Source organism: Streptomyces sp. NPDC059169, from assembly GCF_042755225.1.
GTDB lineage: Bacteria > Actinomycetota > Actinomycetes > Streptomycetales > Streptomycetaceae > Streptomyces.
In genome coordinates this window covers 181,795-208,260 of the sequence record NZ_JBHZCF010000008.1, presented here as the reverse complement: position 1 = coordinate 208,260, position 26,466 = coordinate 181,795, and the positions used below count along the sequence as shown (strand labels likewise).

The window sequence follows — 26,466 nt, the reverse complement described above, 5'->3', positions numbered from 1 at the left end:
ACCCCGTGCGTTGCGGCCGGTCACTCGGCGGCGCGTCCCCGCTCCGCACGGAGCTACGGAAGTTCACCCGCGGCTCGCGGTCCGTGCAGCCGGATCCCGGCGTCCGCGGACGGGACGCTTGGCGAGGCGTCCGGCACGGGTGTGACGTGCCCGGCCTCGTCCGATCCGATTCCCGCTCCGTCCGGAGGTCCCGCAGATGCGTCGCCGCCCCGCCCTCGCGCTCGCAGCCGCCGTTCTCGCACTACCGGTCGTCCTCTTCCCCGCCGGGACCGCCGCGGCAGTCCCGGCCGACAAGCCCCTGGTCCTCGGCTCCTGGACCGGCACGAGCAGCGGAAGTTACCGATCCTGGTGGTCCGCCCGTCAACACCGTGCCGCCTGGCACGCCTACGGTTTCGACTGGTCCACGGACTACTGCTCCCACGCACCGGACCGCCCCTTGGGATTCCCCTTCCGCAAATCCTGCGCCCGTCACGACTTCGGCTACCGCAACTACAAGGCCGCGGGAACCTTCGCCGCGAACAAGACGAGGCTCGACTCGGCGTTCCACGCGGACATGAAGCGGGTCTGCGCCGGCTACGTCCGTGCCCGGCGGTCGTCCTGCCGGGCGACGGCGCGGTTGTACTACGAGGCTGTGCGCGCGTTCGGCCACACCCCGCTGATCGACGGCGGCGCACGGAGCACCCCCTGACCTGGACGCCGCGAGGCCGCTCCGCGTGTGCCGTGGGTGGCTGCGCGCCTGCGTGAGGGCCGGTGGCTCGCCGGGAGGCACGGCGGGTGCCGCCGGACGGGAGGGTGACGCACATCACGGCTGCCGGTTGCCCGGGGGAGTCCGGAGTGGGGCCCCGGAGCCGTACTGTGCTTCCCGGCACCGGTGGGGCGTGTCACCGCGCGCGTCTCTTGTCCGCTCGCGTCCGGCCGCGATGCCCGGGGCGGATGAGGGCGGAAACGCCGGAAGGCCGCCCGCTCAATGCGGGTGGCCTTCCGTGGAGTTGTGCGCCGCCAGGGACTCGAACCCCGGACCCGCTGATTAAGAGTCAGCTGCTCTAACCAACTGAGCTAGCGGCGCGGGTTGCCGTTCTCGCCGCTCTCGGCGGCTGACGACGGAAGTAATACTACCCGGTTCCGCAGGGTGCTCCCGACCACCGGCCGGCGGCCTGACCGCTCCTCGTGCCGTGAGGGGCGAACGTCGTCTGGTGGGGGATTACAGGGCCAGCGACAGCACGACGGGGGCAGCCCGGCGGTTCAGCGTGTCCGCCGCGGCGCGCAGCCGGTGCGCGTGCTCGATCGGCAGCGAGAGCGCCAGGCAGCCCACGGAGGCGCCGGCCGTCAGCGGCACGGCGGCGCAGACCGTGCCCACCGCGTACTCCTGAAGGTCGAGCACCGGAACCGTGGGCGGCTGACTGTCCAGCTTGGAGAACAGCACCAGCTCGTTCGTGATCGTCCGGGAGGTCAGTCGGGCGATCTTGTGGCGAGACAGGTGGTCGCGTCGGCCGTTCTGGTCGAGCTGGGTCAACAGGCACTTGCCGACCGCGCTCGCATGCGCCGCCGAGCGGAAGTCGACCCACTCGTTCACCTTGGGCGTGCGCGGGCCGTCGGCGAACTGGGTGATCTTGACCTCGCCGTCGATGTACCGGCTGATGTAGACCGCGGCACCCACCGAATCGCGCAGCTCGGTCAGGGTCTCCTGGAGCTTCCGCTCCAGTGCCTCGCGCCGGGTGGCACCGGAGCCCAGCAGGACGAGGGAGTCGCCGATCACATAGGCGCCGTCGCCCACCTGCTCGACGTAGCCCTCGCGGCGCAGCATCAGCAGCATGGACGCCAGGTGGCCGGTGGGCAGCCCGGTCTCGCGGGCGATCTGGACGTCGGTCACCCCGCTGCCGTGCCTGGAGATCGTTTCCAGCACGCGCAGCGCGTATTGCACCGAATGGAACGGCGCGGTCGGCTCGGGCTTCAGCGCCACGGTTTCCCCCTACCAGGTTGTGACCGCAAGCTTCTCTATCACGATAGCCGCCAAGAACCGCCCACGGGGCGGCTGTTGGCGAGAAATATCGCGTACTGCGGATCGTTGGTCTGGGGTCATTCTCCAGGCATATGCCAGTGTCAGCATCATAGTTCGCTGGAACGTTCCGGTTCCGCAAAGGCCCTGGCCCGGGGCCGGACCGGACGGAACGGACTGTGCGGCTCGTCGCCCGCGGCAGGCTGCCGCCACGGTGGCACCTTCCGGCCACCCGCGCGCCTCCGGCCACCCGCGCGCCTCCGGCCACCCGCGCGCCTCCGGCCGCCAGCCGGCCGGCCGGGCCGCGGGACGCACGCGTGCACTCCGCCCTGCCCGGTCGTGCCCGGCCGCCGATCCGCCCGGCGGTGGCAGCGCTCCGCCCCGGCGCCGCACGCGCGCGAGGTGTACGGCCGTGCACGACCGGGCGCTCCTAGAGGACGGCGCTCAGGAAGTCCCGGGTCCGCTCGTGCTCCGGCGAACTGAAGATGTCCGCGGGTGCTCCCGATTCGATGATCCGGCCCTCGTCGAACATCAGGACCTCGTCGGATATGTCCCGTGCGAAGTTCATCTCGTGGGTCACGCACACCATCGTGATGTCGGTGCTCTGGGCGATGTCGCGCAGTACGTCGAGCACCCCCGAGACCAACTCGGGGTCGAGTGCCGAGGTGACCTCGTCCAGCAGCAGCACCTGAGGGCGCATCGCGAGGGCCCGGGCGATGGCGACCCGCTGCTGCTGCCCGCCCGAGAGCTGGCTGGGGTACGCGTCACAACGGTCCCCGAGCCCCACCAGGCCGAGCAGTTCGCGGGCCCGCTCCTCGGCCTCGTCCTGGGAGAGGCCGAGGACGTGCACCGGGGCTTCGGTGACGTTGCGCAGGACCTTCATGTGCGGGAAGAGGTTGAACTGCTGGAACACCATGCCGATGTTCTTGCGCACCTCCCGGACGTGTTTGTCGCCGGCTGGGACGAGCTTTCCGTTTCTCTCCTCGTGACAGAGGTGCTCGCCCCCCACGGTGATGGTGCCCTCGTCCGGCTTGATCAGGGTCATCAGGAGCCGGAGGATCGTCGTCTTGCCGGAGCCGGAGGGGCCGATCAGCGTCACGTGCTTGCCCGGCCGCACCGAGAAGCACAGGTTGTCGAGCACGGTGTTCCCGCCGAAGCGCTTGGTCACGTTCTCGAAGCGGATCAGCTCGTCGCGGGCGTCTTCGGGGCGGGCGGGACGGAGGGTGTCAGCGGACAAGGCGGCGCTCCAGGGTTCGCATGAGAAGGGATGCCGGGTACGAGATGGCGATGAAGGCGACGCCGACGACGGTGAGCGGTTCGACCGTCAGGAACGTCTCGGAGGCGAACTGGCGCGCCTGGCCGAGCATTTCCATGACGCCGATCACGAAGATCATCGGCGTGTCCTTGAGCATCGCGATGACGTAGTTGCCCAGTGCGGGCACCACGCGGCGGATCGCCTGGGGCAGGATCACCGCGCCCCACGTGCGGGTGCGCGGCAGGCTGAGCGCGGTGGCGGCCTCCCACTGACCCTGCGGGACACCGTCGATCCCCGCCCGGTACACCTCGGCCGTGTACGTCGAGTAGTGCAGGCCGAGGCCGACGACACCGGTGGCCATCGCGCTCAGGGTGACGCCCCATTCCGGCAGCACGTAGTAGAGGAAGAACAGCTGCACCAGCAGCGGCGTGTTGCGCACGAACTCGGTGACGGCGGTCACCGGCCCCCGCACCAGGGCCGAGGGCGAGCGCTGGGCAAGGGCCCACACCAGGCCGAGGGTGAAGGCGACCAGGGCCCCCAGTACCAGTGCCTGCAGGGTGACGAACAGCCCGTCCCAGAACCGTGGCATGAAGTCGCCGACAGCGGACCAGTCCCACGTCATCAGCTCTCACCTCCCGTACGCGCGGTGAGGCCACTCGGCCGGCGCCCGCCCAGGCGGCCGGTGAGGCCGGGGCGGCGCACGGGCTGCTGACCGAGACCCGCCTTCGCCCGTCGTTCCAGCACGCGCATCCCGCGCGTCACGGCGAAGGCCAGGACGAAGTACATGACGAGGACGATCGTGTAGACGGGGGCGCTCTCCCCGGTGGCGTTGCGCACCAGCGCGCCGCCGAAGGCGATGTCGGCGACCCCCATGACCGAGACCAGGGCGGTGCCCTTCAGCAGCTCTATCAGCAGGTTGGTGAAAGGCGGGACCATCTCCGGCCACGCCTGCGGCAGGACGATCTTCCGCATCTGCTGGGCGGGGGTGAAGCTGAGCGCGACGCCTGCTTCGCGCTGTGCGGGGGCGACCGCCCTGACGGCGCCGCGGACGATCTCGGAACCGTACGCGCCGTAGGTGAGCCCCAGGGAGAGGACGGCGGCCCACATCGGAACGAGCTGCCAGCCGAAGCCCAACGGCAGCACGAAGAAGATCCAGAACATCAGGATCAGCGCCGACGTGCCGCGGAATATCTCGAAGTACGCCCCGGCGACGAAGCGCACGGCCCGTAGCCGGTGTATTCGGGCGAGGCCGACGGTGAAGGCGACCACCGCGGCGAGTGCGGCACTGAGTACGGTCAACTGGACCGTTATCCACACCCCTTTGAAGAGGAGTTCCCACAAACCCCAACTGATTTCACTCATGGCGCGCACTTCTCCCTGGCGGTGATGGTCGTCATCTGGTCCTTCGCGAATCCGAAGGGCTGCATGATGGCGAGGAGCTCACCGCTCTTCTTGAGCTTGTGCAGCTCGCGGTTGAAGGCGTCCCGGAGGGCGGTCTCGGGGCTGCGGAACGCGAACCCGCCGACGTCGACGACGGGCTCGCCGTCCACGTACGGAGTGACCTCGCCGGTCGCCTCGGCCTTGGTGGTGCCGGTCTCCTCGACGACGTTCCGCACGGTCACGGCCGTCCCGACGAACACGTCGACCCGTCCCTGCTCGACGGCCAGCAGCCCGGCGAGCTGGTCGGGCAGGGTCGTGATGTCCTCGACGCCGGCCTCCTTGGCGTAGTCGATCTCCGCGTAGCCGACGCCGGTCGCCATGCGCGCCCCGGTCCTCGCGACGTCCTTGTAGGTGTGCAGGTTCTTCGGGTTGCCCTTGCGGACCAGGAACGCGTCGAGCATCTGGTACTCGGGGTCGGCGAAGATGACCTGCTCGCAGCGCTTGGGGTTGATGTACATTCCGGCCGCGACGACGTCGAACTGCAGGGAGTTCAACCCCGTGATCAGCGAGCCGAACTCGGTGGCGAACGGCTGGACGTTCTCGACGCCGAGTTCCTTGAAGATCCGCTTCGCGATGGCCGGGGCGGACCCCGTCATCTCGCCGTCCTTGCCGATGTAACCGTAGGGCTGTTCGCCCGCCAGACCGAGCCGCACGGTCTTCTTCGCGCGCAACTGTTCCAGTAGGTGTCCGCCGTCCCCCGCGTCGGCGGTGGCCACGCGGCTGCAGGCGCTGGTCGTTCCGACCGCTCCCACGGTTCCGAGCGCGGCGGCTCCGGCGAGCAGCGTGCGCCTGCGGAGTCCGGATCTGCCGGGGGTTCCTGACGTGATCTCGTGTGCCTGTGGTGGAGCCATGGGCGCGCGGCTACCCGAACCCGACGCGGATATGCCGTTCGTTTCCAGCCCCGTACGCATCTCCGCAGCGAGCGGGAAGAACCCGTCCGGCCCGCCGCCCGCGGAGTGCCGCCCCGTTAGAGAGGCGCCCCGATGGGCAGGGGCAGGTAAGCGCGCCGCGCAGGCGGTGCCGCTTCCGGCCGAGAGCGCAGGGAGAACGGGTGAACGACCGATACGTGGAAGTCTCGCTCGACGAGCGCGGTGTGCGCTGCACGGCGAAGCTCCTTGCCGACCGGGCGCCGCAGACGTGCCGGGCGGTCTGGGACGCGCTGCCGCTGGGCTCGGACGTCTACCACGCCAAGTACGCGCGCAACGAGGTCTACGCCCTGTTCCCGGGCTTCGCGGAGCAGGAGCCGCCGCTGGAGAACCCCACGGTGACCCCGATCCCCGGCGACCTCTGCTACTTCACCTTCAGCGGCGCCGAGTTGGCCACCGCGGCGTACGGCTACGACCGGGACGTCTCGCGGCCGGTCACCGTCGACCTCGCCCTGTTCTACGAGCGCAACAACCTGCTGATCAACGGTGACACGGGCTGGGTCCCCGGCACGGTCTGGGGCACGGTCGTCGACGGTCTCGACCGGATGGCCGAAGCCTGCCAGGACCTGTGGCGCGCGGGCGCGCGGGGGGAGACGCTCAGCTTCCGGCGCCTGTGACCGACCGGCGTGAGCCACCGGAGACCCGCTCCGGGACGGCGAGGAACGGTCCGCGGCACGCACGGCCGGGGCCCGTCGCCCGCGGCGTCCGCCGGCCCGGGCACGACGGCCCGGACCCGAGCCGAAGCCGCGCCCGGTACCGCCCGCCGGGGTGCTAGGGGAGCCGCGGCGGAGGGATCGTCGCCGCGCCCGACTCGTACAGCGCGTGTGCCGTGCGCAGTACCAGCGCGTCCCGGTGCCGCGCCGAGATCAGCTGCACTCCGATCGGCAGCCCGTCCTCGTCCACCCCGCAGGGCACCGTCGCGGCGGGCTGTTGGGTCAGGTTGAACGGGTACGTGAACGGCGTCCACCCCGTCCAGCGGCGGTGGCCGGAACCGTGCGGCACCTCCACGCCCGCCTCGAACGCGGTGATCGGCAGGGTCGGCGTGACCAGTAGGTCGTAGTCGGTGTGGAACCGGCCCATGCGCCGGCCCAGCGCCATCCGTACGTCCACCGCGGTCAGGTAGTCCAGCGCCGACGCCCGTGCACCCTGCGCACAGACCTGCCGCAGCCCCGGGTCGAGCAGCTGACGCTGCTCCCGGCCGAAGTGCTGCACCAGCCGGGCCGCCCCGCTGAACCACAGGGTGTGGAAGGCCTCCACCGGGTCCGCGATGTCAGGGTCTGCCTCCTCCACGTACGCGCCGAGCTCCGCGAGCCGCTCCACGGCGCCCCGCACGGCCGAGGCGACCGCGGGAGCCACCGCCACCTGACCCCCGAGCGACGGCGAGTACGCGACGCGCAGCCCTTTCACCCCGTCGGCCAGCGTGGCGCTGGTGTCGGGCGCGGGGGCGAGCTGCGACCAGTCCCGCCAGTCCGGCCCGCCGAGCACGTCGAGCAGCAGCGCGGCGTCGGCGGCATCCCGCGCCATCGGCCCGGCGTGGGACAGCGTCCCGAAAGGGCTCGCCGGGTACAGCGGGATCCGGCCGTACGTCGGCTTCATGCCGAAGACACCGCAGAACGCCGCGGGGATGCGGACGGAGCCGCCGCCGTCCGTCCCGACGGACAGCGGCGCCGCTCCGAGGGCGATCGCCGCGGCGCTGCCACCGCTGGAGCCACCTGCCGTGCGCGACGCGTCGTACGGGTTCCGGGTGATCCCGCTCAGGGGCGAATCGGTCACTCCCTTCCAACCGAACTCGGGCGTGGTGGTCTTGCCGACGAGCACCGCGCCCTGCTCCCGCAGCCGTGCCACGGCGGGAGCGTCTTCGTCCCAGGCGGACGCCTCAGGACGGACGGTCCTGGACCCGCGCAGCGTGGGCGCACCGGCCTGCAGCAGGACGTCCTTGACCGTCACCGGGACCCCGTCGAGCGGACCCAGCGGCTCCTTCCTGCGGCGGCGTTCGGTGGCCGCCTCCGCCTGGGCCAGCGCCCCTTCGCCGTCGATGCGGACGAACGCGTTGGTCAGCTGCTGTGCCGCCGCGGCACGGTCGAGGACGGCATCGACCACCTCCCGCGGAGAGAATTCCCCCCGCTCGTAGCCGTCGACGAGGCGACGTGCGGTCATGGCGGTCGGGTCGGCGGGTCCGGTGCTGGTGTTCGGCTCAGGTGTCATGGGTGGGGACGTACCCACGTTTCTTGTCGACCACGTTCGGTAGGGGTTCCCCCGCAACCCACCGTTCGAACATGTCGACGAACTGCTCACTCAGCCGGTCCCGCCAGCCGACCGTGTCACCGCTCATGTGCGGGGAGACGATCAGGCCGGGCGCGTCCCACAGCACGCTGCCGGGACCGAGCGGCTCCTCCTCGAACACGTCCAGGGCCGCTCCCGCGATCCGCCGACCGGCCAGGGCGGCGAGCAGGTCGGCTTCCACCACCAGCGCCCCCCGTCCCACGTTGATGAACCGTGCCGAGGACCGCATCAGCGCGAAGCGGCGAGCGTCGAACATCCGACGCGTCCCGTCCGTCAGCGGCGCTGCGCAGACGACCCAGTCGGCGCGGGCCAGCAGCAGGTCGAGGTCCTCCTGGCCGTGCACCCCGGCGCGCGCGGTGCGTCCGGTGACGGCCACGTCCACCCCCAGGGCCCGCAGGGTGCGCGCGATCGCCTTGCCGATCGGGCCCGCGCCGACGACGACCGCACGGCTGCCCGCGACCGGCAGGCCCTCGCGGTGCCGCCAACGCCGCTGGCGCTGTAGTTCCAGTGTGCCCGGGAGGTCCTTCGCCATCGCCAGCACCAGGGCGGCCACGTACTCCGCAATGGGCTCGTCGAAGATCCCCCGGGCATTGGTGAGGACCGTGTCCGAGGCGGCGAATTCGGGGGAGAGAAGCAGGTCCACCCCGGCGCTCGGGGTGTGCACCCAGCGGGGCCGCCGACCGGAGCCGGCCCAGGCCCGGCGCACCGCGTCGGAGGTGAAGTCCCACACCAGCAGGGCGTCGGCGCGCGGCAGCTCGGCGGCGAGCGAGCGCTCGTCGACGTACCGGATGTGGGCCCGGTCGGCGAGCCGGTCGAGGCGCGGCGGAGGCTCCGCCCTGAGCACCAGAAGAATCGGGACGGACATCGCACGGAAACCGTTTCTGAACGTCTGACATGTACGGATTGACCCACGCTGGCAGCCGAACCTACCGTCGTCAACAGGACGTAAGGGGGCTTGTGGTGAGTATGTCCCTCGATGTTTCCCTCCTGGGCGGACCGGCTCCGCAGCGGGGGGTCGGCGTGGTCGCCCCGTTCGACTTCGCACTGGACCGGGAGCTGTGGCGATGGGTTCCCGACGACGTGTCGCTGCACCTGACCCGAACGCCGTACGTGCCCGTCGAGGTCTCCCTCGATCTGGCCCGGATCGTCAGCGAGCACGAGACCCTCGGTGAGGCGGTGCGTGCGCTGGCCGCGTCCGAGCCCGAGGCGATCGCCTACGCCTGCACGTCGGGCAGCTTCGTGGGCGGCCTCGCCGGGGAGCGCGCCATGTGCGAGGCGATGGCGCAGGCGGGGGACGTCCCCTCGCTCACCACGTCGGGTGCCCTGCTCGAAGCCCTCGACGAACTGGGCGTCCGTCGCATAGCACTGGTCACCCCCTATACGGAGTCGGTCACCCGGGCGCTGGAGGAGTATCTGGGTGAAGCTGGGGTAACGGTCACGGACCGCGCCTTCCTTGGGCTGACCCGGCACATCTGGAAGGTGCCGTACCGGTCCGTGGTGGACATGGCGCGGCGGGCCGTGGTGGGCGCGGCCGACGCGCTCTTCATCAGCTGCACCAACCTGCCGACGTATGACGCGATACCCCAGCTGGAGGCGGAACTGCGCATGCCGGTGCTCTCCGCGAACCAGGTGACGATCTGGGCGGCGCTGCGCAGGATCGGCGTGTACGCCGTCGGCCCGTACCAGGCTCTGATCATGGACTCGACGCCGCACGCTGCGGCGTCGGGCGAGACCCCGCAGCCCGAGGAACAGGAAGGCTGGACATGACGACCGTCGGACTCCTCTACCCGGGACACTCCGCCGAGGACGACTACCCCAGGATCGCGGTCCTGCTGGACAGTGACATCCGGCTGCCGCTCTTCCACACGGACATCGGCGAGGACGCGCACCGGGAGGACGCGCTGGTCGCCATGGGATCGGCGGAACGGCTCGCGGCCGGTGTGGAGGAGCTACGGCTGGCCGGAGCGGAGTCGTTGGTGTGGGCCTGCACGAGCGGGAGTTTCATCCGCGGCTGGGACGGCGCCCAGGAGCAGATCCGGCAGCTCGCCAAGACGGCGGGGCTGCCGGCGTCGAGCACGTCGTTCGCCTTCGTCCACGCCGCCCAGGAGTTGGGGGTCACCCGGGTCGCGGTGGCGGCGACGTACCCCGAGGATGTGACGGCGGCGTTCACCGACTTCCTCGGGGCGGCCGGCGTGGAAGTCACCTCGGCCACGGCGAGCGGCATCGTCACCGCGGCCGAGGTCGGTGGGTGGGAGCGCGAGGAGGTGCTGGAGCTGGCCCGTGCCGGGAACGACCCGCGCGCCGAAGCGGTGCTCATGCCGGACACCGCACTCCACACGGCTGCCTACCTCGCCGAGCTGGAGGGGGTGCTGGGCAAACCGGTCCTCACGGCGAACCAGGTCACCGTGTGGGAGGGGTTGCGGCTGGCCGACCGCAAGGCGTGGGCGGAGGCGTTGGGCACCCTGTTCGTCCGGCCCGACCGGGAGCGGTCGGAGTGGCAGCCCGAGCGGGCCTGAGGACTTGCGCAGGGGACCGGGAATAAGCGGAGATGCCCTCCTGTTAGCTTTCCGAGAGATCAGGACCTGACAGGAGGGCACCACTCGTGGAGACAGCGGACGCAGGCGACGGGATCAGGGGCGCGGCGCGTGGAGGCGCCCCCGTCGCGTTGTCGGTACTGGACCTGGTGACCGTCGGCAGCGGCCGCACCGCCACCCAGGCCCTGCGGACCAGCGTGGACATCGCCCGGCTCGCCGAACGGCGCGGCTACCACCGCCACTGGGTGGCGGAGCACCACTCGATGCCCGGCGTCGCCTCGTCCTCCCCCGCGGTGATCCTCGCTCATCTCGCCGCCCACACCGAACGGATCCGGCTCGGTTCCGGCGGAGTGATGCTTCCCAACCACGCGCCCCTGGTGATCGCCGAGCAGTTCGGCACCCTGGAGGCACTCGCGCCTGGCCGGATCGACCTGGGGCTGGGCCGCGCACCGGGAACGGACGGTGCCACGGCCGCGGCCCTGCGCCGCAGCGAAGCCCCTGACCGGGGTGGCGACGACTTCCCCCGGCAGCTCGCCGAGTTGACCGGCTTCCTGGACGACGACTTCCCGGACGGCCATCCCTACGCGCGCATCCACGCCGTCCCCGGCCCGGTGCAGGCCACCGCACCCGGCGGAGTCCAGTCCACGGCCCGGCCGCCGATCTGGCTGCTCGGCTCGTCGGGCTTCAGCGCCCGTCTGGCGGGCGTACTCGGGCTGCCCTTCGCCTTCGCGCACCACTTCTCGGCACAGCACACCGTCCCCGCACTCGATCTCTACCGGGAAAGCTTCCGCCCCTCTGCCGTACTGGACGCCCCCTACGCCCTGATCGGGGTCTCCGCCCTGGCCAGCGACGACGCCCGCGAAGCCCGCCGCCAGGTCATGACCGGTGCGCTGTCGATGCTGAGGCTGCGCACCGGTCGCCCCGGGCTGATCCCCACGCCGGAGGAGGCCGAGGCGTACGCCTTCGACCCGTGGGAACGGGAGTTCGTGGACGGCTGGCTCGCCAACGTCGTCCACGGCACCCCCGACGAGGTGCGCGTGGGCCTTGACGAGCTGCAGAAGCGCACCGGCGCCGACGAGCTGATGATCACGAGCAACGCACACGACGGTGGGGCGCGCGTGCGGTCCTACGGGCTGATCGCGGACGCGTACGGACTGCCGGAATGACGCGTACGGACTGCCGGAACGACGTCCGGGAAGGCCGGGTGGGGCCGGGTGGCGATCGACCGAGGCCCCGGGACTTGCGGCCTGCGGTCGGGACGGGACGGGGCCGGCGCGGTCGCGGCGGGTGGCGCGGACCGGAGCCCCGGTCCCGGCCGGCTCACACCGCCAGCGGGCTGACCCCGATCATCCCGTCGATGCGCTCCGGTGCCACGGCGCGGGAGTACAGCCAACCCTGGCCCGTGTCGCACCCGATGCGGCGCAGCCGTTCGGCCTGGCCCGCCGTCTCCACGCACTCCGCCGTGACGGTCAGACCGAGGCGGTGGGCGAGCTGGACCATGGCTTCCACGATCGTCTCGTCGGCCGGATTCGGATGGGTCCCGTCGTCGTAGCGGAAGCCGCGGACAAACGATCCGTCGAGTTTCAGCACGGACACCGGGAGCCGGCTCAGGTAGGCGAGATTGGAGTAACCGGTCCCGAAGTCGTCGATCGCGATCCGGACCCCCATGTCGCTCAGCGCCTGGAGCGCCTGGAGCGGGCGCCCCGCCGAGCCCATCACCGCGGACTCGGTGAGTTCGAGCTGCAACAGGTGCGGGGCCAGATCCACCTCCGCGAGGATTCCGGCGACGTCGGCGACCAGGTCGGAGTCCCACACCTGGCGTACGGCGACGTTGACGCTGACGAAGATCGGTGCTTCGCCGGGGTGGTCCGTCTGCCACTGCTTGGCCTGCCGGCACGCGGTCCGCAGGATCCAGCGGCCCAGCTGCACGATCGACCCGTCCTCCTCGGCCAGTCCGATGAACCGATTCGGCGCCAGCGTGCCGAACTGCGGATGGTTCCAACGGACCAACGCCTCGACGCCGCGCACCGCCCCGTCCGCCATGCACACCAGCGGCTGGTACTCCAGCGCGAACTCCCCGCGCTCGACGGCGGGCCGGAGCATCGACGAGAGCGCCTGCCGGGTCATCCGGTGGGCGTTGCGTTCCGGGTCGAAGAGGGTCCAGCGTGCCTTGCCGTCCGCCTTCGCCCAGTACAACGTCGTGTCGGCGTCCTGCATCAGCCCGGTCGCGGTCGTCCCCTCGGCGGCCCGCTCGACGACCCCGATCGAAGCCGAGACCGACAGCCGCTGGCCGGCCAGGTCGAACGGGACCTGGAGCGCGGCCAGCACGGACCGTGCCAGGTCGGCGAGCTGCTCCGTACCGGTGGAGTCCTCGACCAGGACGGCGAACTCGTCGCCGCCGAGCCGGGCCACGAGGTGGCCGCCGCTGCGGGCGTGGCCGGCGGTGTTCGCGCAGTCGGTGAGCCGGGCGGCCACGGCGGTGAGCAGCCGGTCGCCGACGCGGTGGCCCAAGGTGTCGTTGACGGCTTTGAACCCGTCGAGGTCGAGGTAGCACAGCCCGATCCGGCCCGTGCCGGCGTGCTGGTAGGACGACGTCTCCAACGCGGACGAGAGCCGCTCGAAGAACAGCGTGCGGTTGGGTAGCCGGGTCACCGGGTCGTGCATCTGGAGGTGACGCAGGCGCCCCTGGAGCTCCCGCCGGTCGCTGACGTCGGCGATCGAGAGCAGGACGCGCGGACTGTCCGGCACGGATGTGACGGACACCTCGGCCCAGATGGAGCGGCCGTCGGCGTGCTTGAGCCGCCGCGTGCAACGGAACCGTGAGCTGCATCCGTGCAGCACCTGGCGGTAGGCGTGCCGGGTGCTGCCGTCGGACGTGAGGTCGACCAGATCGGCGGCTGACCGCCGGTGCAGAGCGGCGGGCTCGGTGCCCAGGAGCGCGGCGAAGGCGTCGTTCACGCTGACGACGACGCCCTCCTCGTCGACGACCGCCATGGCGAGCTCGGCGGCGTTGAACGCCGCTCGGTAGTCGCGCAGTTCGGCACTGTTCGGCCGGTGCCCCGTGGCGCGCGCGCCGGTCCCGCGGGTCTCGTGGGCCGGGTGATCCGCGGTCCGCGCCAGGTCGGACTGCGGGCGGTCCTGGGCAGCGGTCGGTGGGGCGGCTGGATCACGCTCCGTGATGGACGGCCGGGCGGTCCCGGAGGTGGCGACGGCCGCCTGACCCGGTCCTTTCGTGTTTCCGCTCACCGCTCGCTCCCGCAGGGCAGTCGTGTCGTTCAGGTCTGGTCGGGGCCGGAAAGCCGGGAAAGTGTGCCGATCATAGAGGCTGGCCGGGTGGCCGTTCCAGCGTCCTGACGGTGACGAGGAGCACGGGAAGGTCCAGACCGATCGTTTCTGCGCACCTATGGCCCTGGCCAGAGCCCTCGTGATCGGTTGTGACTTTCTGTGAGCCATCGGGGTGTCGTCCCATCTCACCCGGCCGGGGCAGCGGAACAGTGCGAATTGTCCTAAAAGCGCACAAGCTGGGTGAGGCGCCCAGCATTCCGCAGCCGGAGGTCGACGTGGAGGGTCAGCAGACGCAGCCGGGATCACCCGACGGGGTGGAACGGCCTCGCCTGCGCGCCGCGGCGGCCGCCTTGACGTCCCTCGCGGCCGTCGCCGCCACCTCGCTCGTGGCCGGGCCGGCCGTGGCCGACACCTCGGCGGTACCCTGCGCACTGCCCCGCACGGCGGCCCACCACTCCCTGGGCCTGGACAGCTGGAACACCGCCTACCCGCGGCCTGACCGCAACCTCGACGCGGTCATGATCTTCCTGTCCTTCCCGGACTCCAGCCCCCTGACCACCCCGGCGGAGCTGGCCGCCGACCACTTCCCGGCCACGTCCGACTTCTTTCGTCGGGCGTCGTACGGGAAGTTCCTCCTGCGGGCCCATCCCCTGCGGCAGTGGGTGCGGATGCCGCAGAAGTCGACGGCGTACCGGATAAAGCGCGACTGGGACGCCGATCGGCGCTCCGCTTACCTACGGGACGCGATCGCCGCGGCCGATCCACTGGTCGACTTCTCGCGCTACGACGTCGTCTACCTGGTCGCCGACCCCGACGCTCCCGGCGTCGACTCCGATGCGACGAAGGTCGTCAACTTCGACCAGCCGGTCCGTGCCGACGGTGCCGACCTCAAGCGGGCGGTCACCGTCTTCGAACGGCACCCCCCCGACCGCAACGTGCTCGCACACGAGACCGGCCACGTCTTCGACCTGCCGGACCTCTACCACCGCCCGGCGGACGGCAAGGGTGACTGGGACACCCACGTGGGCGACTGGGACGTGATGGGCAGCCAGTTCGGCCTCGCCCCCGAGCCCTTCGGCTGGCACAAGTGGAAGCTGGGCTGGCTGAACCGATGGCAGGTGCGGTGCGTGGCGGGGCCCGCCGATCGGATGCTCACCCTGGAGCCGCTCGCAGCGGCGCCGGCCCGCGGCGCGTCGGTCGGCACCCGACTCGCGGTCGTCAGGACCGGTGCGAACACCGCCCTGGCGATCGAGGCGCGCAGCGCGACCGGCAACGACCGGGACATCTGTACGGAGGGTGTACTCATCTACCGCGTGGGCAACGAGGCGGCGTCCGGGGGCGGTCCCGTCCAGGTGATCGACACCCATCCGAAGACCGAGGCGTGCTGGGACGAGTCGGTCTACCCGCCCTTGGCGGACGCGCCGCTGGGGGTCGGGGAGACGTTCACCGTGAAGGAGGACGGGGTCCGGGTGGAGGTGGCGGACCGCACGCCCACCGGGGCGTGGAACGTGAAGATCACGACGGCCGTGCCCCGTCGGTGAGGCGCTCGGGGCGGGTGGCGGGGGCGCCCTCGCCGTTCCGCCGTGGTGGCCGCGTCCGGTCGCGGACCCCGGTGGGCGGAGGGCGGCCACTGGGCCCCGGTTCCGGGTGCGGGCCTGGGCACGGGGCCCGTGTCCCCGGGCGCACGAAGAAGCCCCCCGCTTCCGCGGAGGGCTTCTTCCGTCTGTGCGCCGCCAGGGACTCGAACCCCGGACCCGCTGATTAAGAGTCAGCTGCTCTAACCAACTGAGCTAGCGGCGCCTGCTGACGTCGTAGACATTAGCACCCTGATCCGCGGGAGGAAAAATCGATATACGGACCGCCGCGGCAGCGGTCGACCTGGCGGCGCGCACGCAGGCCCACAGCAGCACTTCCGGCCCGGGCAGCCAGGGCTGCCGCGTGTCGGGCGCGACCATCCAGCGCGGGACCGGCGCGCCCTCGCGGGGGGCGGTGGCCGGGGCGACCGGGGGAACGGTGATCGCGTCCCCGGCGCCGTGACAGATCAGCGGGGGCACGGCACTGCCCCACTGCTCCCACGCGAGCAGGGACGGCAGGCGCTGGGCGGTGCCCGGTGCGGCGAAGAGCAGTGTCCGGCCGCGGTGACAGGCGACTGGTCCCGAGCCGGGCCCCTGTGACCACAGGCGGTCCAGCATCCGCCGCCCGAAGATCGCGGGCACGTTCACGACGTCGAAGACCCCTCCGCACGGCACGACGGCGGGCACGGTCGGTCGGGCCTCCCAGAGGGCGAGCGTGGAGCGCGGGGAGGCGCTGGCGGAGGCGAGCCAGTCGACGCCTGCTGCGGTGATCCGGTCGGCGTGGTGCCGGCCGTCCTCCCGGAGGGGACCGAGGAGGTCCTGGCGGTGCTCGTCCTCGTCACCCGCGGGGCTCAGGGGGATCTCGTCTCGCAGCCATACGGTCATGCCCTACGTCTACCGAGAGTCAGTGTCCGGTGCCTGCGAGTTGCGGGAAATCCGGACGCGGCGGGGTAGGAGGGAGTATCTTGCGCACCGCATATGCCATCCGTGCACTCGCCGGTGCACCCGTGCGGGGACGAACCCGTGGCACCGGGCCGGCCCACCGGGGCACGGGCACGGCGGAAGCCGCAGGTCGGGTTGCGGTCGCTGCCGATCCCGCCCCGGCTCGCTCGGGACCCGAGGCGCCGTTCGTACGACGGCCGCCCCCGGCTCCGACCGAACTACTTCGCGGAGGTGGGATCAGGGCCGCGAAGGAGGTCCCGGCCGAAGTCGATCATGCGCTTCGCGTAGTCCTCGCTCCACTCGGCCCGCAGGGCGATGTCCGTCGCGGTCAACCGGTCGAACCGGCGAGGATCGGCGAGCTGGGCTGCCGCAATGGCCTGGAACTCCAGTGCGCGGTCCGTCGCCGCCTGGAAGGCCAGGGTCAGTTCCGTGGCACGGGAGAGCAGTTCCCGGGGATCCTCTATCGATTCCAGGTCGAAGAAGTGCTCCGGGTCGGAGGCGGCCTCCGAGGGCTCGAAGAGCAGCGGCGCAGGCCGCATCCGCCGCTCGCTCCGATCCGACGACTCCGCCATGCGCGTCTCCTCCTCGTCGTTCCGACCACCCCCATTGTCGCGCCCCGCACAAGTGCGCCCGGGAGGGAACGGGCCGCTCCACCCTACGGCCGCCACGACACCCTGTGACGGGACAGGTGGTCCATTGTGGTCATCATCGCTTCCCAGCCGTCCGGGAACTTCACCGTGACGCCCAGTTGCACCGGCTCCGTCGACGGATGCTCGTCGAGGAGTTCCGCCACCCCCGCGCGGCAGACCACGATGCACGCGTGACGATGGCGCGAGGTCAGCACGCAGAGCCTCCCCGTCTCCAAGTGGAAGGCCGTCGCGTCCGGGCGTCCCGACAGCGGATGCAGCACGACCGTCACGTCGAACTCCCGTCCCTGCAGCCGGTTCGCCGTGTCGACCGCCACCCCGCACACTCCCAGCTCCGCGAGCGCGGCCCGGACCGCCGCCGCCTGGTCGCGGTGCGCGGTGCCGACGGCGACCCGATCGGGAGTGACGGCCAACGGCTCCGTCGAGCGCTCGGACACCGAGGCACCGCCGCGTTCCAGCAGCCGTCGGACCACCCGGGCCACGGCCCGCACCGCTTCCGGGTCGGTGCGCGGCGTGTGCCGGGCGGGCAGCTCCAGCAGCCCCCAGCCCGAATCCGCGGCCACGTCCAGCACCCGGTCGCAGGCCGTGCCATCGGAGGGGACACCGAAGGCCAGCCGCCGGTCACCGGCTCCCGTACCGCTGCGGAAGGGCGTGTACGGGTAGAAGGCGCCCGACACGAGCGGGGCCGCGGACGCCGGCAGCCGCCAGGAGACCGGCAGTCGGTGCTGCGGCAGGTCCGGGTTGTGCGCCAGCAGGGTGGACACCGCGCTCGCCGACGGGTCGTACGACAGCCCCGCCCACTGCTCGGCGCCGACCACCGAGAACGGGTCGAGCTGGCCCGGATCCCCGACGAACAGCGCCCGCTCGAACAGTCCGGCGACGGCGAGCAGCGCATCCGAGCGCATCTGGTACGCCTCGTCCACGATCGCGTGCCGCCACGGATCGACGCCCTTCACGTGCGCCCACTTGGCCGCGGTCGAGATCACCACGTCCAGTCCCGCGAGATCGCCCGCCTTCGCCGACGTGCGCACGTTCGCCAGCCCGTCCAGCGCGGGGTCGTACGGGGCCGGGTCGTTGCTGTGCAGCCGTCCGACGGGCAGCTCGGGCTCCTTCTCCGCGAGCCGCAGCACCAGGTCGTCCACCTGGGCGTTGGTCTGGGCGACGACCATCAGGGGCCGACCGGCGGCCGCCAACTCGCGAGCCGCGCGTACCACGAGGGTCGACTTGCCCGCGCCGGGCGGCGAATCCACGACGACGCCGCGCGACGTGCCGCTCAGGGTGTCGTCGAGGATCGCACGGGTGGCCCGGGCCGCCTCCCGGCCCGGGTCGAACAACGTGGTCACGGTGCTGTTCACAGCAGGTCCTCCGGGGTGACGGGATCGGGTCCCTCGGGCGCGTCGGACCGCGGCGGCCCGCCGTGCGTCCACGGCGTCTCCGCCGGGTCCGGCAGCTTCGGCCCGCTCCTCTGGTCGTGCTCGAACAGCGTCCAGGCGATCCGGTCGCCCTTCTCCGGAACGGACCCCTCGGCCGGGTGCTTCGAGCGGCCCATCCGGTCCAGCAACCGCACCACCAGCGAGCCGTCCTCCGCGTAGCGGACGAACTCCGCCGACTGTGGTCTGCCCTCCAACGAGCGGTACACCTTCACGCCCGCGCCCAGGTGCGGCCGGTCGTCCGTGCGCACGCTCACCAGCGGACGGGGCGAGGGCCGCTTGGATTCCGACCAGGCCGGCACCACCTCGGTGACCTCGCCGACGAAGGCTTCGCCCGCGAGTCGCCGTCCCGCCAGGACCAACGGATCGTCCAGCGCCTCCTGTGCGTCCACCTGTGCCTGCGCCGTCTCGCGCGCCGCCAGCTTCTGCGCGGCGGTCACCGCGTCGTCCCGGCGTGGCTGCGGGGGCTCGCCCGCCCGCACCCGGTCCCGGTGACCGGTGAACGACCAGCGATCGCGGGTCCACCGGTCGGCGCTCCGCTGCCCCTCCGGCAGGGTCCGCAGCAGGTCGAGCCCCTGCCACACGGCGTCCCAGGTGGGCTTGAGCACCCCCGCGAGCAGGCCCCGGATCTCCCGCTCGGCCGTCGTCAGCCGGGTCAGCTGCTCGTCCGCCGCCGCGCCGTCCTCCGCCGCGGCGAGGGCCTGGCGCGCCCGGTCGTACCGTTCGATCGCAGGCGCCAGCAGCTCGTTGTCGAACGCGGGGTCCGTGGCAGGACCGGCCGGTGGGCACACCAGCTGCCCCTCCGGGTCACGTTCCAGCTCCGCCCGCAGCGCGGCCTGCACCCCCGACACCCCTGCGGGCGGATCCACCCAGGCGAGCAGTGCTCCCAGGTGCTGGTCCTCCAGGTGGGACTGGCCGGTCGCCCAGTGCCTGGCCAGCAGGTCCGTCATCGACAACAGGAGCGAGGAGCCGGGCACCCGCGCCCGCTCGCCGTAGTGGGTCAGCCATCGGCCGAGCAGCGGTACCCGCGGTGGTGCCGGATGGGGCGCGTCGGGGTCCTGCTCCGCCGTGCGCCTGAAGCGCATCGACCGCCCCAGGAGCCGCACGAAATCGATTCCGGGCCGACTCGGCACGATCAGTTGAGGGGCGTCGGTGCACAGCTCGACCTCGACCTTGGTCCGCTTTCCCGTTGCCGGGTCCGTCTCACTGCGTTCTGCGGGTTCGACGGATTCCGCGTACCCGTCCAGATAGGGCAGGATCGCCTCCGCCAGCTCGGCGAGGAATCCGAAGCGCAGGTCCCGGTCCCGGGGCTGTGCCACGGTCAGCAGCCGCGGCGCGTCCCGGTCGGTCCCCACGAGTGCTCCGAGCGGTGCACCCGCCTCACCGGCGGTCGTGAGCGGTACGAACACGAGCGGCCGGTCCGTGAGATGACGGTGCCGCACGGTGGCGAGCGGCTGGGCCCGGCCGGTCTCGACGGCCTCCAGCCGCGCGAGGGTACTGATCAGCGACACGTGTCCCTCCTCGCGCGCCCGCAGGCGTGAGGAGCCCGGTGCGCCGTGCGGGCGGTACGACCGGCCCCGGTCGCCGTCCCGAGCACCCCGGCCATCAGACGCTCCCCCGTCCCGCGCGGGCCGCGTTGAGCGCCTCGGCCCGGAGCTCGGCCGCCCTGCGCAGTGCGGCGACCGCCGGGTCCGCCGGGTCGCCCGACGCACCGCGGGCGGCCGCCAGTACCCCGGCGACGTCCGTCAGCCCGCCCAGTTCGCCGCGCACGCCCCGCCCCAAGGCCTCGACGGCCCCCGTGGCGCGCGCCCGTTCGCGGCAGTGGAAGGCGAGCTCGCAGGTGGACAGGCATTCGGGGGCGTACGCAGCGGGGACCGAGGCGACCGCGGACGAGAGCTCCGCCGCGGAGCACGTCGCCACGTCGAAGGTCACCCCCTCGGGCAGGACGGCCGCGATGTCCTCGACACGCGTCAGCCGGGCCAGCTGGCGCCGGGTGACCGACAGCTGCTTGCGGACGTCGACCACCGACGCGGAGGGCAGGTTCGAGAAGTCCTTCGGGCAGACCAGCAGCACGGAGTGGGCCACGGAGGCCCCTTCCGCCAACGCCGCGACGCGCTCCAGCGCGAGGACGTACACCGCGGCCTGCCGCGCCGCCGCACCGACCTTCGACGCGTCCGCAGAACCGTCGACCACCGGGAAGGACTTGATCTCCACGACCGTCCACCGGCCGTCCGGATGCACCACGACCGCGTCCGGCTCCAGGTACGCCGGTGAGCCGGCCACCTCCAGCGCCACCATCGGGTGGTCGAGCAGGGTCCACCCGCCCGCGGCGGTGGCCTCCCGCAGGGCCAGTGCGGTACGCGCCGCGCGCCCATGCGGCCCGGCCGCGGTGAGATCGGGGACCAGGGCCGCCCGCGGTTCTTCGACGCCGAGCAGCTTCAGCAGCTCCGTACCGCCGTCGGCCTTGACCCGGGCCTCGAACGCGTTGCCGCGCATGAAGGCGAACTGGGACTGGCCGAAGGCGGCGGGCGAGCCCAGAGCGCGGGCGAGCGCCGCCTTGTCCACACCGGCGCCGTCCAGCAACGCCCGTCGCTGGCAACCGGGATTGGCGGCGAGCGCCGCCAGGGCGCGCGCATCGAGCGGATGCGGCGCGGCGGACGTGCCGCGCAGCTCAGCGAGTCGCTGCCGGAGAGCCGTCGCCGGCGCCTGTGGAGGAGGTCCGCTGTCCAGGGATGTGCTCACCCGCGGAAGTCTTGCATCCGCCACTGACAGCCGGGACACCGTCCTCGGTTCCCGTCGTCCCCTCGACCGTGGCCCGCTGCTGTCGGCGGGCCGTTGCGGACCGCAACGCGATCCGGTCCGTGCACCGCACCGCCGGCCGGGAGAGCAGCATTCCCGCCCCCATCACGGCGGCCCCTGCCACCGCGTCCAGGAAGTAGTGGTTCGCCGTCCCCATCACCACGAGCGCGGTGACCAGGGGATACGCCACGCCCATCGCCTTCGTCGGGAGCCCGCGGCCGTACCGCCAGAGCATCACCCCGCACCACAGCGCCCAGCCGACGTGCAGGCTCGGCATCGCGGCGAACTGGTTCGTCATCCCGCCCAGCCCCCGGGGCGCGCTCGCCTCCTCGCCCCACCAGCCGTACGCGCTGTAGTGCGCCATCGTGTCGGTGAAACCGAACCCGGCGCCGAGCAGCCGTGGGGGACACGTCGGCAGCAGAGTGAAACCGACGAGTCCGAGGAGGGTGGAGACCAGCAGCCAGGCCCTGGCCGCCCGGTAGTGCGCAGGGCGCCTGCGGAACAGCCAGACCAGGATCGCCGGGGTGACGAGGTAGTGCAGCGAGGCGTACGCGAGGTCGGCCGGTACGCCGAGCGCGCCGTTCGCGGTGAACAGCCGGTTGAGCGGGTGTTCGGGGTCGAGCCCGACGGCGTCCTCGATCCGTAGGATCGCCAGACCGTTGCCGACCGCCGTCGACTCGTCGCCCCGGGCGAGCAGCCGGCCCGCCGTGTACGCGGCGTAGACCACGACGACGAGCCACAGTTCACTCCACCAGCGGAGCCGGGGGACCCCGCCCAGGGGCGCGCTCGTCATCCGGACGTTCTCCCTCTGGCTCTTCCCGCGGATCGTGGCCACCGGCCGCTTTTCACCGTACGGCGTACAGAAAAGGCCCGGCCCACCGCCCCCGACCCACCCGGGCGCGCCGGAGCCGTCCGGGAAGCCGCCCGGCGGTCGCCGCCCGTTCATCTGGGTGATGATGGTCGTATGGCACCGCACATACTTCTCGTCCGGCACGGTCAGACCGAGTGGTCCCTGCAGGGCAAGCACACGGGACGGACCGACATCCCCCTTCTGGACGAAGGCCGCCGCGGCGCGAAGCTGGTGGGGGAGAGGCTGCACAGGTCTCCCTTTGACGGACTGCCCGACGCGGAGGTCCGCACCAGCCCGCTCGCCCGCGCCCGTGAGACCTGCGAGCTCGCCGGTTTCGGCGACCGTGCCCAGGACTGGGACGCCCTGATGGAGTGGGACTACGGCACATACGAGGGCATGACCCAGGCCGAGATCCACGCGGTCGATCCCGATTGGTTCATCTGGCGCGACGGCGTCCCCGACGGGGAGACCATGGCCCAGCTCGCCGCCCGCGCGGACGGGATCATCGAATGGGTGCGCTCGGCCGACCGCGACGTGCTGGTCTTCGCGCACGGCCACATCCTGCGCGTCCTCGGCGCCCGCTGGCTGGGCGAGGACGTCTCCTTCGCCGCCCGCATCTCCCTCGACCCGACCAGCTTCTCCGTGCTCGGCTGGGCCTACGGCGCCCCGGCGCTGTCACGCTGGAACGACACGGGCCACCTGGGCACCTGATCGTGCCTCAGACCGCGGCCGTGGCGGTCCGAGCCGCGTAGCGGTCCAGGAAGCCGGCGACGCCCTCCGCCTTGCGGCGGGGCACCATCACCCGCGCCGTACCCGCGAGCATCGCGCGGATGCGCGAGGACTGCACGTCGCGGTCGAGGAGGTCGAGGACCTGCCCGGCGACCGCCGCCGCCTCGGCGAGCGAACCCGCGCGGGCCAGGTCGGAGGCCAGCTGGGCCCGGTACAGGGCGAGGTTGCGGGCGAAGTGCGGGTCCTGGAGGGTGACCGCGCGATGTGCGTGGCGGGCGGCGCGGGTCCAGTCGCCCAGGGCCGACCAGCACTGCGCCTCCAGGGCCTGGAGCTCCGGCTCGCCGAAGAACGACATCCACTCCGGGTCGGCGTCCGAGGGCCCCCGCCCGAAGAGCACGTGGGCTCGGGACAGGGCTCGCTCGCATCCGCTGCGATCGCCGAGCCCGGCCCGGGCGCCCGCCTCGCGGAGGCTGAGCAGCGCCAGCAACCGGGACGATCCGAGCCGACCGCCGGCCAGTTGCCCCGCCTGGGCGGCGCGCACCGCCTCCCGGTGCCGGCCGGCGTCCCTGGCGAGGAAGGACGAATTGCAGAACGCATGGGCCTCGAGCGCCGGGTCGCCGGCGACGCGCGCCGTCGCCAGGGCCTCGGCGTAGTGCGAACGCGCGTCGTCGAAGCGTCCCGAGTCGTGGGCCAGCCAGCCGACCGAGATGGCCAGCTCGCCCGCACCCGCCGCGAGCCGCCCGGCGAGGGAACTCCGGGTGGTGGCCCCGGCGTCGAGCAGGGCGTACGCGGTGCGCAGCGGTTGGGCGGCGCGCTGGTACAGGCCGTCCGCGCCGTGTCGGTCGTCCAGGAGCCGGATCTGGCGCACCGCCGTTTCGACGGCGGTGACCTCCGGCTCGCCGATCCGTTGCCGTGGCACGTCCGTGCGGAGTGCTTCGGTGCCGGACGGGGAGCCGAGGCCCAGGGATGCGGTCGCCACCGTGGCGGTGCCGCCGGTCATGAATGCGCGACGCAGCACGTCGCTCTCCTCGTTGCTGTCGTAGGTGCTGTTGGTGCCGTCGGTACCGAGGTACGGACCAGGGCGCGGTGGCGTTCGGCGCCGCGCCGCCCCGCCCCGTACTTCCGCACGTGCCGCGAAACCCAGGTCCGCCAGGGTCCTGCCGGGGAACATGTGCAGGAAGACGCGTTCGTAGGCGTAGTTGGGGCAGCGGATCTCCCCCGCCTCCACCCGCCCGACGTACCGGGCGTCGCAGGCGACCTGCTCGCCGATCTCCCGTGCGGCCCTGCGGACGAGCGCGGCGAACTCCCCGGGCGACCGCTGTCCGCGCAGCCGCCGGAAGGCGAGGTTGGGAACTGCCCGTGACGACGCCATGGCCGAGCCCTCTCCTGGTACCGCTGGTACTGCCGCAGCTTTCCGGGTGTTTCCCCGGACCTGATGCTCCGTGCTCCGGCGGGGCACGAAAGTACCTGCTGTGACGGGTTGGACACACGGCGTTTGGCTACAAACGGGATATCTCACCCGCGATCCGCCATGAACTGCCATCCTTTGCGGCGGCGCGCCGCCGTAGCCGTTGACGCGGCCGGGCGTTGAACCGTGCGGGCACACGGTGGGTGTTCCCGCTCGGCGAGGAGGGGTTCCCTTGTTGGAGGTCGGCATGGAGACCGGCAGTGGCTCGCGGACGAGTGCTCAGCACCTGCCCACCGAGGAGCGCAGCGCGGTGCCGGACGCGGGCGGGAGGGTCCGCGGGGAGCCGTGCGACCTGGTGACCGTACCGGCCCGGCAGGGACTGGAAGCCGTGGACATCCTCCGCCGCGGCGGCGTCCCCGCGGTCGGTCCGGTGCTCCTCGACGGCAGCTGCGACACCCTCGGTTTCCTCGTGCCGCCCGGCACCGCGGCCGGCTGGGACGTGCCGGGCAGCGCCTGCACACAGACGTCGGGCCGTGGGCTGCGGCTCTCGGACGGGCCCGACGCCGGGGGGGACCCGGTCTCGGGGGCGGGCTGGCTGCTCCCGCCAGGTGACGCCGGTCCGGTCACCGACCCGGTTGTGCTCCGCGAGGCGCTGGGCGAGGCGGCCCGACTGATCGAGGCCGCGGACAGCATCCAGTTCCCGTAGCTCCGGTCCCGGCCGTCGGCTCCCGCCCCGGCCGTCGGCCGCGACCGGTGGTCCAGGCCCGCCCGGCGCCCGTTCCCCCTCCGAGGCTCCCGGCGGCATGCCTCCGGGGCGGCCCCGCGATAATGGCGGTGTGGCACGGAACAAGCAGCGTGGACGGCGGTCGACGGCCGAAGCCGTCGTCGAGCCCGTGGACGGCGGGCTCGCCGAGCTGGTGCCCGACCGGGACCGGCCCCGGGCCTGGACGCTGTTGATCGACGGGGCGCCCCAGTCCCATGTCGACCTCGACGATCCCGCACTGCTCACCTTCGAGTACCAGCGCCGACTCGGCCACGTCATCGATCTCGCCGCCCCCTCGGGACGGCCCGTGCACGCCGTCCACCTCGGTGGCGGCGCTTTCACCCTCGCGCGGTACACCGCCGCCACCCGTCCGCGCTCCACGCAGCAGATCGTCGAGGTGGACGCCCCGCTGGTCCAGCTGGTCCGCTCCCGGTTGCCGCTCGACCCCGGGGCCCGGATACGGGTCCGCTCCACCGACGCCCGCGCCGGTCTCGGCAAACTCCCCGACGGCTGGGCGGACCTGGTCGTCGCGGACGTCTTCAGCGGCGCCCGCACCCCCGCCCACCTGACCACCGCGGAGTTCCTCACCGAGGTGCGCCGGGTGCTGAAACCCGGCGGGACGTACGCGGCGAACCTCGCGGACGGTCCGCCGCTCACGCATGTGCGCGGCCAGGTCGCCACCGCCGCCACCGTGTTCCCCGAACTCGCCCTCGCCGCCGACCCGGCCGTACTGCGCGGCCGTCGCTTCGGCAACGCCGTACTCCTCGGGTCCGACCGAACGCTGCCGGTTTCCGAGCTCACCCGCCGGATCGCGAGCGACCCCCATGCCGGACGCGTCGAACACGGGCGTGCCCTGGCGGACTTCACCGGAGGCGCCGCGGTGGTCACCGACGCTGCGGCCGAGCCCTCCCCCGTACCGCCGCCCGGGGTGTTCCGCGCGTAGCGGGCGGGAGCGTCCGCGCGCAAGGGGCGTCCGGGCGGACGCCCCCACGGGACCGGGACCGCTCAGCGCTCCTCGATCTGGACGAGCGGCGGATGGTCGTTCCAGGTGCAGAAGACGTCGTTCTCGTGGCCGTCCCGGGAGAACGTCACCCGGATCCACGTGGGTTGCTTCCACACCTGCATCGTCCAGCCCGGCGACGGGGTGGCCGAAACCAGCTCCGCGTCGCTGGATCCGATGTCGAACGCGACCCGGCCACCCTCCACCGCGTAGCTCTTCACGCTCCCCGAAGGCGGCGGTGCGGAGGGGCTCGTGCGGCGGCCCGGGCTGCTGCGCTCGGGGGACGGCGAGGGCGAGGTGGTGCGGCTGGGCTCCGGCACGGGGGAGGCGGACGCCGACGGCGACGGCACCCTTGGCGTCGACGAAGCCCGGGACGGGGAGCCCTGCGTGGTGCGGTTGTCCGTGGTGATGGGCAGCGCGCGCGGAGGGTCGTACGCCGTGCCCGCCATCACCGTGTGCACACCCCACCAGGAGAACGTGACCGCCGCGCCCGTGGCGAGCGACCACGCCATGGCGTGAACGAGACCTCTCCGCATCCCGGCCATACTGCACCACGCTCCCCGGGCTTGTCCCAGAGGGGACCGCGTTACTCCGGATGGCGTACG

Annotated in this window: 25 protein-coding genes and 2 tRNA genes; 9 read left to right on the top strand and 18 right to left on the bottom strand. The window is 72.4% G+C overall.

What is annotated here, in order from left to right; genetic code table 11:
• Positions 1 to 196 precede the first annotated feature (196 nt).
• The gene (locus ACFXOM_RS17335) at positions 197 to 688 is read left to right on the top strand and encodes a phospholipase (RefSeq protein ID WP_384931328.1); all 492 of its coding nucleotides are present in this window, start codon (positions 197 to 199) and stop codon (positions 686 to 688) included.
• A 304-nt stretch (positions 689 to 992) separates the two neighbouring features.
• On the opposite strand, the gene ACFXOM_RS17330 is transcribed toward ACFXOM_RS17335, so the two are convergent.
• The 6 genes from ACFXOM_RS17330 to ehuB form a co-directional block, all read right to left on the bottom strand.
• Positions 993 to 1,066, bottom strand: a tRNA-Lys gene (locus ACFXOM_RS17330).
• A 135-nt stretch (positions 1,067 to 1,201) separates the two neighbouring features.
• Positions 1,202 to 1,960 (bottom strand): IclR family transcriptional regulator, encoded by a 759-nt coding sequence (locus ACFXOM_RS17325; protein WP_384931331.1) that lies wholly within the window; start codon positions 1,958 to 1,960, stop codon positions 1,202 to 1,204.
• Between the two features lie 466 nt (positions 1,961 to 2,426).
• Complete coding sequence (ehuA, locus tag ACFXOM_RS17320; RefSeq protein WP_384931333.1) at positions 2,427 to 3,233, bottom strand: ectoine/hydroxyectoine ABC transporter ATP-binding protein EhuA; 807 nt, start codon at positions 3,231 to 3,233, stop codon at positions 2,427 to 2,429.
• The gene (ehuD, locus tag ACFXOM_RS17315; protein WP_384931336.1) at positions 3,223 to 3,873 is read right to left on the bottom strand and encodes an ectoine/hydroxyectoine ABC transporter permease subunit EhuD; all 651 of its coding nucleotides are present in this window, start codon (positions 3,871 to 3,873) and stop codon (positions 3,223 to 3,225) included. The genes ehuA and ehuD overlap by 11 nt, the downstream gene beginning before the upstream one ends.
• Complete coding sequence (ehuC, locus tag ACFXOM_RS17310; RefSeq protein ID WP_384931339.1) at positions 3,873 to 4,613, bottom strand: ectoine/hydroxyectoine ABC transporter permease subunit EhuC; 741 nt, start codon at positions 4,611 to 4,613, stop codon at positions 3,873 to 3,875. Before ehuC ends, ehuD begins: the two co-directional genes overlap by 1 nt.
• Complete coding sequence (gene ehuB / locus ACFXOM_RS17305) at positions 4,610 to 5,542, bottom strand: ectoine/hydroxyectoine ABC transporter substrate-binding protein EhuB (RefSeq protein ID WP_384931342.1); 933 nt, start codon at positions 5,540 to 5,542, stop codon at positions 4,610 to 4,612. Before ehuB ends, ehuC begins: the two co-directional genes overlap by 4 nt.
• Positions 5,543 to 5,742: 200 nt before the next feature.
• Between ehuB and ACFXOM_RS17300 the strand changes: the two genes are divergently transcribed.
• On the top strand, positions 5,743 to 6,234 hold the full coding sequence (locus ACFXOM_RS17300; RefSeq protein ID WP_384931345.1) for a DUF3830 family protein: 492 nt from the start codon (positions 5,743 to 5,745) through the stop codon (positions 6,232 to 6,234).
• 154 nt (positions 6,235 to 6,388) lie between these two features.
• Here ACFXOM_RS17300 and ACFXOM_RS17295 read toward each other — a convergent pair whose 3' ends face one another.
• Complete coding sequence (locus ACFXOM_RS17295) at positions 6,389 to 7,822, bottom strand: amidase (RefSeq protein ID WP_384931348.1); 1,434 nt, start codon at positions 7,820 to 7,822, stop codon at positions 6,389 to 6,391.
• Positions 7,812 to 8,765 (bottom strand): D-2-hydroxyacid dehydrogenase, encoded by a 954-nt coding sequence (locus tag ACFXOM_RS17290; RefSeq protein WP_384931351.1) that lies wholly within the window; start codon positions 8,763 to 8,765, stop codon positions 7,812 to 7,814. Before ACFXOM_RS17290 ends, ACFXOM_RS17295 begins: the two co-directional genes overlap by 11 nt.
• A 101-nt stretch (positions 8,766 to 8,866) precedes the next feature.
• Between ACFXOM_RS17290 and ACFXOM_RS17285 the strand changes: the two genes are divergently transcribed.
• The 3 genes from ACFXOM_RS17285 (at position 8,867) to ACFXOM_RS17275 (ending at position 11,600) form a co-directional block, all read left to right on the top strand.
• Entirely contained in the window at positions 8,867 to 9,667 is an 801-nt protein-coding gene (locus ACFXOM_RS17285) for an aspartate/glutamate racemase family protein (RefSeq protein ID WP_384931565.1), read from the top strand.
• Positions 9,664 to 10,416, top strand: coding sequence for a decarboxylase (locus ACFXOM_RS17280; protein ID WP_384931354.1), 753 nt, complete (start codon positions 9,664 to 9,666; stop codon positions 10,414 to 10,416). The genes ACFXOM_RS17285 and ACFXOM_RS17280 overlap by 4 nt, the downstream gene beginning before the upstream one ends.
• Positions 10,417 to 10,502: 86 nt before the next feature.
• A complete protein-coding gene (locus tag ACFXOM_RS17275) occupies positions 10,503 to 11,600 on the top strand; it encodes an LLM class flavin-dependent oxidoreductase (protein WP_384931357.1) in 1,098 nt (365 codons plus the stop codon).
• A 154-nt stretch (positions 11,601 to 11,754) separates the two neighbouring features.
• Here the strand turns inward: ACFXOM_RS17275 and ACFXOM_RS17270 are convergent, their stop codons facing one another.
• Positions 11,755 to 13,680: a putative bifunctional diguanylate cyclase/phosphodiesterase gene (locus ACFXOM_RS17270; protein WP_384944939.1), complete on the bottom strand. Its 1,926-nt coding sequence runs from the start codon at positions 13,678 to 13,680 to the stop codon at positions 11,755 to 11,757.
• Positions 13,681 to 13,994: 314 nt separating this feature from the next.
• On the opposite strand from ACFXOM_RS17270, the gene ACFXOM_RS17265 reads away from it, so the two are divergent.
• Complete coding sequence (locus tag ACFXOM_RS17265; RefSeq protein ID WP_385038362.1) at positions 13,995 to 15,260, top strand: M6 family metalloprotease domain-containing protein; 1,266 nt, start codon at positions 13,995 to 13,997, stop codon at positions 15,258 to 15,260.
• A gap of 185 nt (positions 15,261 to 15,445) precedes the next feature.
• Here ACFXOM_RS17265 and ACFXOM_RS17260 read toward each other — a convergent pair.
• The 7 genes from ACFXOM_RS17260 to ACFXOM_RS17230 form a co-directional block, all read right to left on the bottom strand.
• Positions 15,446 to 15,519 (bottom strand) — tRNA-Lys (locus ACFXOM_RS17260).
• Positions 15,510 to 16,178, bottom strand: a complete 669-nt coding sequence (locus ACFXOM_RS17255; RefSeq protein ID WP_384931365.1) for a bifunctional DNA primase/polymerase — start codon at positions 16,176 to 16,178, stop codon at positions 15,510 to 15,512. Before ACFXOM_RS17255 ends, ACFXOM_RS17260 begins: the two co-directional genes overlap by 10 nt.
• 275 nt (positions 16,179 to 16,453) lie before the next feature.
• Positions 16,454 to 16,807, bottom strand: a complete 354-nt coding sequence (locus ACFXOM_RS17250) for a hypothetical protein (protein WP_384931367.1) — start codon at positions 16,805 to 16,807, stop codon at positions 16,454 to 16,456.
• 83 nt (positions 16,808 to 16,890) lie between these two features.
• On the bottom strand, positions 16,891 to 18,225 hold the full coding sequence (locus ACFXOM_RS17245) for an AAA domain-containing protein (RefSeq protein WP_384931567.1): 1,335 nt from the start codon (positions 18,223 to 18,225) through the stop codon (positions 16,891 to 16,893).
• 8 nt (positions 18,226 to 18,233) lie between these two features.
• Positions 18,234 to 19,823, bottom strand: a complete 1,590-nt coding sequence (locus ACFXOM_RS17240; protein ID WP_384944938.1) for a hypothetical protein — start codon at positions 19,821 to 19,823, stop codon at positions 18,234 to 18,236.
• 94 nt (positions 19,824 to 19,917) lie between these two features.
• Positions 19,918 to 21,054, bottom strand: a complete 1,137-nt coding sequence (locus ACFXOM_RS17235) for a hypothetical protein (protein WP_384931371.1) — start codon at positions 21,052 to 21,054, stop codon at positions 19,918 to 19,920.
• A complete protein-coding gene (locus ACFXOM_RS17230; RefSeq protein ID WP_384931373.1) occupies positions 20,984 to 21,904 on the bottom strand; it encodes a phosphatase PAP2 family protein in 921 nt (306 codons plus the stop codon). Before ACFXOM_RS17230 ends, ACFXOM_RS17235 begins: the two co-directional genes overlap by 71 nt.
• Positions 21,905 to 22,075: 171 nt before the next feature.
• Between ACFXOM_RS17230 and ACFXOM_RS17225 the strand changes: the two genes are divergently transcribed.
• Complete coding sequence (locus tag ACFXOM_RS17225; protein WP_384931375.1) at positions 22,076 to 22,672, top strand: histidine phosphatase family protein; 597 nt, start codon at positions 22,076 to 22,078, stop codon at positions 22,670 to 22,672.
• 7 nt (positions 22,673 to 22,679) lie between these two features.
• On the opposite strand, the gene ACFXOM_RS17220 is transcribed toward ACFXOM_RS17225, so the two are convergent.
• Positions 22,680 to 24,062, bottom strand: coding sequence for a tetratricopeptide repeat protein (locus tag ACFXOM_RS17220; RefSeq protein ID WP_384931378.1), 1,383 nt, complete (start codon positions 24,060 to 24,062; stop codon positions 22,680 to 22,682).
• Between the two features lie 283 nt (positions 24,063 to 24,345).
• On the opposite strand from ACFXOM_RS17220, the gene ACFXOM_RS17215 reads away from it, so the two are divergent.
• Both ACFXOM_RS17215 and ACFXOM_RS17210 read left to right on the top strand, forming a co-directional pair.
• A complete protein-coding gene (locus tag ACFXOM_RS17215) occupies positions 24,346 to 24,804 on the top strand; it encodes a hypothetical protein (RefSeq protein WP_384931380.1) in 459 nt (152 codons plus the stop codon).
• Positions 24,805 to 24,934: 130 nt separating this feature from the next.
• Positions 24,935 to 25,804, top strand: coding sequence for a spermidine synthase (locus ACFXOM_RS17210; RefSeq protein ID WP_384931382.1), 870 nt, complete (start codon positions 24,935 to 24,937; stop codon positions 25,802 to 25,804).
• 62 nt (positions 25,805 to 25,866) lie between these two features.
• Here the strand turns inward: ACFXOM_RS17210 and ACFXOM_RS17205 are convergent, their stop codons facing one another.
• Positions 25,867 to 26,406, bottom strand: a complete 540-nt coding sequence (locus ACFXOM_RS17205) for a hypothetical protein (RefSeq protein ID WP_384931385.1) — start codon at positions 26,404 to 26,406, stop codon at positions 25,867 to 25,869.
• Positions 26,407 to 26,466 lie beyond the last annotated feature (60 nt).

Coding starts and splice junctions, on each gene's coding strand:
- ACFXOM_RS17335 (WP_384931328.1), top strand. CDS start 197: ATGCGTCGCCGCCCCGCCCTCGCGCTCGCAGCCGCCGTTCTCGCACTA.
- ehuD (WP_384931336.1), bottom strand. CDS start 3,873: ATGACGTGGGACTGGTCCGCTGTCGGCGACTTCATGCCACGGTTCTGG.
- ehuC (WP_384931339.1), bottom strand. CDS start 4,613: ATGAGTGAAATCAGTTGGGGTTTGTGGGAACTCCTCTTCAAAGGGGTG.
- ehuB (WP_384931342.1), bottom strand. CDS start 5,542: ATGGCTCCACCACAGGCACACGAGATCACGTCAGGAACCCCCGGCAGA.
- ACFXOM_RS17295 (WP_384931348.1), bottom strand. CDS start 7,822: ATGACACCTGAGCCGAACACCAGCACCGGACCCGCCGACCCGACCGCC.
- ACFXOM_RS17290 (WP_384931351.1), bottom strand. CDS start 8,765: ATGTCCGTCCCGATTCTTCTGGTGCTCAGGGCGGAGCCTCCGCCGCGC.
- ACFXOM_RS17285 (WP_384931565.1), top strand. CDS start 8,867: ATGTCCCTCGATGTTTCCCTCCTGGGCGGACCGGCTCCGCAGCGGGGG.
- ACFXOM_RS17280 (WP_384931354.1), top strand. CDS start 9,664: ATGACGACCGTCGGACTCCTCTACCCGGGACACTCCGCCGAGGACGAC.
- ACFXOM_RS17255 (WP_384931365.1), bottom strand. CDS start 16,178: ATGACCGTATGGCTGCGAGACGAGATCCCCCTGAGCCCCGCGGGTGAC.
- ACFXOM_RS17250 (WP_384931367.1), bottom strand. CDS start 16,807: ATGGCGGAGTCGTCGGATCGGAGCGAGCGGCGGATGCGGCCTGCGCCG.
- ACFXOM_RS17230 (WP_384931373.1), bottom strand. CDS start 21,904: ATGACGAGCGCGCCCCTGGGCGGGGTCCCCCGGCTCCGCTGGTGGAGT.
- ACFXOM_RS17225 (WP_384931375.1), top strand. CDS start 22,076: ATGGCACCGCACATACTTCTCGTCCGGCACGGTCAGACCGAGTGGTCC.
- ACFXOM_RS17220 (WP_384931378.1), bottom strand. CDS start 24,062: ATGGCGTCGTCACGGGCAGTTCCCAACCTCGCCTTCCGGCGGCTGCGC.
- ACFXOM_RS17215 (WP_384931380.1), top strand. CDS start 24,346: ATGGAGACCGGCAGTGGCTCGCGGACGAGTGCTCAGCACCTGCCCACC.
- ACFXOM_RS17205 (WP_384931385.1), bottom strand. CDS start 26,406: ATGGCCGGGATGCGGAGAGGTCTCGTTCACGCCATGGCGTGGTCGCTC.